This window comes from Phytoactinopolyspora endophytica, assembly GCF_004138495.1.
GTDB classification, from domain to species: domain Bacteria; phylum Actinomycetota; class Actinomycetes; order Jiangellales; family Jiangellaceae; genus Phytoactinopolyspora; species Phytoactinopolyspora endophytica.
Window position 1 is genome coordinate 99,163 of the sequence record NZ_ML142853.1, and the last position, 4,626, is coordinate 103,788.

Annotated in this window: 6 protein-coding genes; 1 reads left to right on the forward strand and 5 read right to left on the reverse strand. The window is 65.8% G+C overall.

From position 1 onward, the window contains the following. Positions 1 to 142: 142 nt before the first annotated feature. The 5 genes from ELR45_RS11260 to ELR45_RS11280 all read right to left on the reverse strand — a co-directional run bounded on the left by ELR45_RS11260 (position 143) and on the right by ELR45_RS11280 (position 2,985). Positions 143 to 1,114: an NAD(P)-dependent alcohol dehydrogenase gene (locus ELR45_RS11260; RefSeq protein ID WP_129666543.1), complete on the reverse strand. Its 972-nt coding sequence runs from the start codon at positions 1,112 to 1,114 to the stop codon at positions 143 to 145. 44 nt (positions 1,115 to 1,158) lie between these two features. Further along, positions 1,159 to 1,428, reverse strand: coding sequence for a hypothetical protein (locus ELR45_RS11265; RefSeq protein ID WP_129666025.1), 270 nt, complete (start codon positions 1,426 to 1,428; stop codon positions 1,159 to 1,161). Next, positions 1,428 to 1,778, reverse strand: coding sequence for an ArsR/SmtB family transcription factor (locus ELR45_RS11270; protein WP_129666026.1), 351 nt, complete (start codon positions 1,776 to 1,778; stop codon positions 1,428 to 1,430). The genes ELR45_RS11265 and ELR45_RS11270 overlap by 1 nt, the downstream gene beginning before the upstream one ends. A 179-nt stretch (positions 1,779 to 1,957) precedes the next feature. Then, positions 1,958 to 2,434: a hypothetical protein gene (locus tag ELR45_RS11275; RefSeq protein WP_129666027.1), complete on the reverse strand. Its 477-nt coding sequence runs from the start codon at positions 2,432 to 2,434 to the stop codon at positions 1,958 to 1,960. A gap of 164 nt (positions 2,435 to 2,598) precedes the next feature. Further along, positions 2,599 to 2,985: a VOC family protein gene (locus ELR45_RS11280; RefSeq protein ID WP_129666029.1), complete on the reverse strand. Its 387-nt coding sequence runs from the start codon at positions 2,983 to 2,985 to the stop codon at positions 2,599 to 2,601. A gap of 164 nt (positions 2,986 to 3,149) precedes the next feature. Between ELR45_RS11280 and ELR45_RS11285 the strand changes: the two genes are divergently transcribed. Further along, positions 3,150 to 4,626, forward strand: a 1,477-nt coding sequence (locus tag ELR45_RS11285; protein WP_165367679.1) for a serine/threonine-protein kinase, incomplete at its 3' end; no start/stop codon positions are given.

Below are 4,626 nucleotides of genomic sequence, written 5' to 3' on the forward strand. Positions count from 1 at the left end.
GAGCGTCCGCACGACGGGCATCCGCGCTCCCCCTCATCCGCAGGACGCCGTACCGCACAACAAAGCATCCGCACGACGGGCGTCCGCACGCCCCATCTGTACGACGCTCCACGGTACGGCGCGCAGGGCTCGTCGTCGTTCCTCACACCGTGATGGCGATCTTGCCGCGAGCGTGCCCCGCCCTCATGTATCGGATCGCCTCGGGAGTCTCTGCCAGTGGATAACTGCGATCGACGACGGGCGTGACGTCTCCGGCTTCAATGAGCTCACTCAGCGCCACCACGTGTTCGTGGCGCTCTGTCGACATGAGCGAGCGAAGGTGCTGCCGGACGAACGGTGACACCAGGGACGCCCTGATCTGGCGGTCAAAGCCTCCGAGCCAGCGGCCGTCAGTTTCTGCCCCGACGATCACGAGGGTCCCTTCGGGAGTGAGAGCGCGTCTGAGGTGCGACAACGGCCGGTTGCCCGCGGTGTCGAAGATGACGTCGTAACGCTGCCCGGTCTCGGCGAAGTCCGTCTGGGTGTAGTCGATGACCTGCTCGGCGCCGATCGAGCGCACCAGGTCCACCTTCGTGGTACTGCACACGCCCGTGACCTCGGCACCGAATGCCTTGGCTATCTGGACGGCGAACGTTCCGACGCCACCCGCCGCGCCGATGATCAAGACCCTCTGCCCTGGGCTGACCTTTCCGCTGTCACGCACGCCTAGCAGCGCCGTGATCCCCGACACGGGCACCACCGCCGCTTGCTCGAACGTGAGGTTCGCCGGCTTCAGCGCGAAGTTGCTCTCGGCAGCACATGCGAACTCGGCGAACGTGCCGTCGCACCATCCGAAGACCTCATCGCCAGGCTGGAACCGCGTCACATTCGCGCCGACCGCTGCGACGTGACCGGCGACATCGCGCCCCCGGACACGGTTCTTAGGCCTGCGGAGCCCGAATCCCATCAGCCGGACCAGGTACGGCATCCCCGCCATGATGTGCCAGACGCCCTGGTCGACGCCGGCCGCGCGGACCCGGACGAGCACATCGTCCGGTCCTGGGGCCGGTTTGTCGATCTCACGAAGCTCCAGCACGTCAGGGCTTCCGTACGTGTCCTGGATGATCGCCTTCATCGTCGTCGCCTGAATCTCGGATTCGTGAACCATGGTGCCCGACCTCATTCCACCGTGCGTAGGATCTGCTCGATCGACGTCGCCCGCGAGCGCAGTTCCGATACATCGGCTGCCACCCGCTGCTGGGCGTCCAGGGTGTTCTCGGCAAGCTGCTCATATCTGCGGACGAGCTGCCGAAGCTCGTCCTCCTGCTCGGCTTCGAGGTTTGTCTTGCGCTTCTCGAGGTAGGTGGCCATCGAGGCAGCGATCAAGAACATGGCTGTGACCAGCACGCCGACGATGACAATCGCGCCGGGCCAGGTGATTGTGTCCATCAGGAGCGCTCCTTGCGTGCGGGACCCTTCACCGGGTCCGATCTCGTCAGGGTCTTTGCCGCCTCGGCCAGCGCCGGCGCGGTCAGATGCAGGTCGAAGTCCGCGACTTCGTAGTACTTCATGGCCTTGCCGTCCTCGGACAGCTCAAGACTGCCGACCACCAGTCCGGCCGCTTCGAGCCGTTGCAGGTGCATGTGCAGCAGCGGGCGGCTCACCCCGATCTCGCGGGCCAGACGGCTCACGTAGTCCCGCCCGCCGGCCAGCTTCGCGACGATGCGCAGCCTCAGCGGATTGGCGAGTGCCGCCAGCATCTCCACCAGATCGTCGCCCGTCGGCTGAGCCATCGTCATGACATCCCTTCACGTGTAAGTAGATTCTTACACATGAAGGAGTACGTTGTCACCGTGCTGAGCGGTTGGTGATGCACGTGGTCCTGGAAGTCAGGCAACGGCGGCGGCAGTCGTCACCACGACACCACCCGGACCCGTCCAAAACTCGCACAGCGGTCAGCACGACGGGCACGTGCCGCTCACTGGCCGTTGTCTGTGGACTCCGTTCCGGGCTCCTCGGACTCCGAGTCGATGAGATCGACGTTGTGTTCTAGGCGTATATAGCCCGCGGAGTGGACGCCGACCCCGACAAGGCCACCGGCCAGCATCCCTACACCGGCCATCCACGAAATGTGCCAGAAGCCGGCCACCAGCCCGGCGAAGGCGCACGTCTGCGCGACTGCCTTCGCCACGTCGACCAGCACCGACCCGGACGCGCGACGCCGAAACGCCTCCTGCTGATTCACCAGTACAAGGGCCGCCAACAGCGGGATCGCTACCGAGAATGCGACGACGCAGATCGTCGCCGACACGTCGAGCGACGAGGCCGTCAGGAACGGCTGCACCATGACCACGCCGACACCCATCAAGCCGCCATAGATCAGATTGCTCTGCCGGAGCCACTCCTCTACCTGTTCCCCGCCGGCCCTGTGCAACTCGGCCTCGTCCTCTTTCACGGTCACCACCTGCCTACTCGGGGCTGCGTACGGCCGCTGCGGCACGTCAAAGCACATGGTGACAGGGCCATATGGGCAACATCTCGCTGAGATGGCCGTCAGCGCTGACCGCGGCACAGTGGAGGACCCTCCATCCAGGACGGCCGGAACCGGCGCGATCACCGTCAGCGCTGATCGCGCCGCAGCGGATGGTCATCGGGGATCTCGACGAGCACGATCCGCACGCCGTCCGGATCCTCGATCCACATCTCGATCAGCCCCCACGGCTCCTGCCGGGGCTCGCGCGTGACCTTCACCCCCGCGGCACCGAGGCGTTCATGTTCGGCATGCACGTCACGCACCTGTACCCAGATCCCCAGCGGCCCAGGCGACTCACCACCAGACGAACCAGAGACCTCCAGCAGGCCCTGACCAAGAAAGAACACCATTCCCGGATGCTCCGGTGGGCCGAACTCACGGTAGATCGCCAACCCGAGGACATCCCGGTAGAAATGCTGGCTGCGCTCCGGGTTCGACGGACGGAGCAGAATGCGGCTACTGAGCACGTCCATAGCCCGATTATGGTCTCCATGCGCTTCGTGCACAGACAAGCTGCACATCATGGTTCACCAGTGCCCGCGGGCATGACAGCACGTGCCGGGCATCACTCGGTATCGTGGCTGAGCAGTGCCTGACCGTATGTCCAGCACTCGCCCAATGAGAAAGGAAGATCGCCATGTATGGCTCCGGAGTGCTGCTGGCCAACCGGTACCGGTTGGAGGACCAGATCGGCAGTGGCGGCATGGGCGAGGTGTGGAGCGCCACCGACCAGGTACTCGGCCGCACAGTGGCGGTGAAGGTGATGCGCCCGCAGCTCGTAGCCCAGCACGGTTTCTCGCAACGGTTTCTGGCCGAGGCGCAGGCCATGGCCACCGTCAAGCACCCGGCCGTGGTCAATATCTACGACTACCACGGCGACACCTCTGGCGCGTTCTTGGTCATGGAGCTCGTCGAAGGCGAGCCGTTGTCGGACCGGCTGACCCGGCTGGGACGGATCGATCCGATCTCCACCTTGAAGCTGGTCGCGCAGACGGCCGAGGCGCTGCAGGCAGCCCACGACAAGGGCATCGTTCACCGCGACGTCAAACCCGGCAACCTGCTGGTGACCAAAGACGACAGAGTGGTACTGACCGATTTCGGCATCGCCCGCTCCGGCGCGTCCGCCCAACTGACGGCGACGGGTGAGGTCATCGGCACACCGTCCTATCTCGCGCCCGAGCAGGTACTGGGACGTCGGGCCACGCCGGCTTCGGACCTGTACGCACTCGGCGTCGTCGCCTACGAGTGTCTGAACGGCAGGCTCCCGTTCAGCGGTGAAAACTCGTTCGCGATCGCCACGCAACGGCTGCAGGATCCACCGGCTCCGATGGACGCGGACCTACCGCCTGCGGTGGTAGCGATCGTGCAGCGGGCGCTGGCCACGGAGCCGGACCAGCGATGGGCGTCCGCGAGCGGACTCGCTCAGGCGGCACACGACGCGGCGACAGGACGCGGTACATCGCACGAGATCATGACATCAGCTCCCACGCTGACCCCCGACGCGATCCCGACCCAGGTGCATGCGCCCGGGCAATACCAGCCGCCCCCACCGCCTCCGGCGGCCCACCAGGCACAACCGACGAGAGCCACCGAGCGGATACAGCCGGACCCGCAGACCGCGCCCACCCGGCGTATCCAGCCTGAGCCATCGAGGACACCAGTCGAGCCTCTCCCGCGACCTGCACCAGCAGCCACCCGGGCTCTGGACCAGCAATCCGCCAAACCAGCCAAACCGGCCAAGCCCGCCAAGCCGGCGCGTCCACGCACCCTCATCGTGGCCGGTGTGCTCCTGGGCCTGACCGCGGCATGCATGGCGGTCTACATGGCGATCCTGCTGGCTATCGGCTCGGACGTCGTCGCCGCTACCGAGGGTCGCTTTGAGGATGATTACCAGATCATCACCAGCGCCCTCTCGGTCGCCGAATTGTTGATCATCGGCTTCTACGGTTTCCTCGCGGTGCTGTTCCTGCTGCTGGCCTTGCTGGTCATCCTGGGCAGTCGCGCCGCGCGTGGGTGGACGTTCACGTTCGGGTTCGTCACCATGCTCGGCGCCGCGCCACTCGGCGTCGTCGCGGCGTTCCTCATCGAGAGGCTGGCGCCCGTGAGCGATTACC

Coding starts and splice junctions, on each gene's coding strand:
- ELR45_RS11260 (WP_129666543.1), bottom strand. CDS start 1,114: ATGAAGGCGATCATCCAGGACACGTACGGAAGCCCTGACGTGCTGGAG.
- ELR45_RS11265 (WP_129666025.1), bottom strand. CDS start 1,428: ATGGACACAATCACCTGGCCCGGCGCGATTGTCATCGTCGGCGTGCTG.
- ELR45_RS11270 (WP_129666026.1), bottom strand. CDS start 1,778: ATGACGATGGCTCAGCCGACGGGCGACGATCTGGTGGAGATGCTGGCG.
- ELR45_RS11280 (WP_129666029.1), bottom strand. CDS start 2,985: ATGGACGTGCTCAGTAGCCGCATTCTGCTCCGTCCGTCGAACCCGGAG.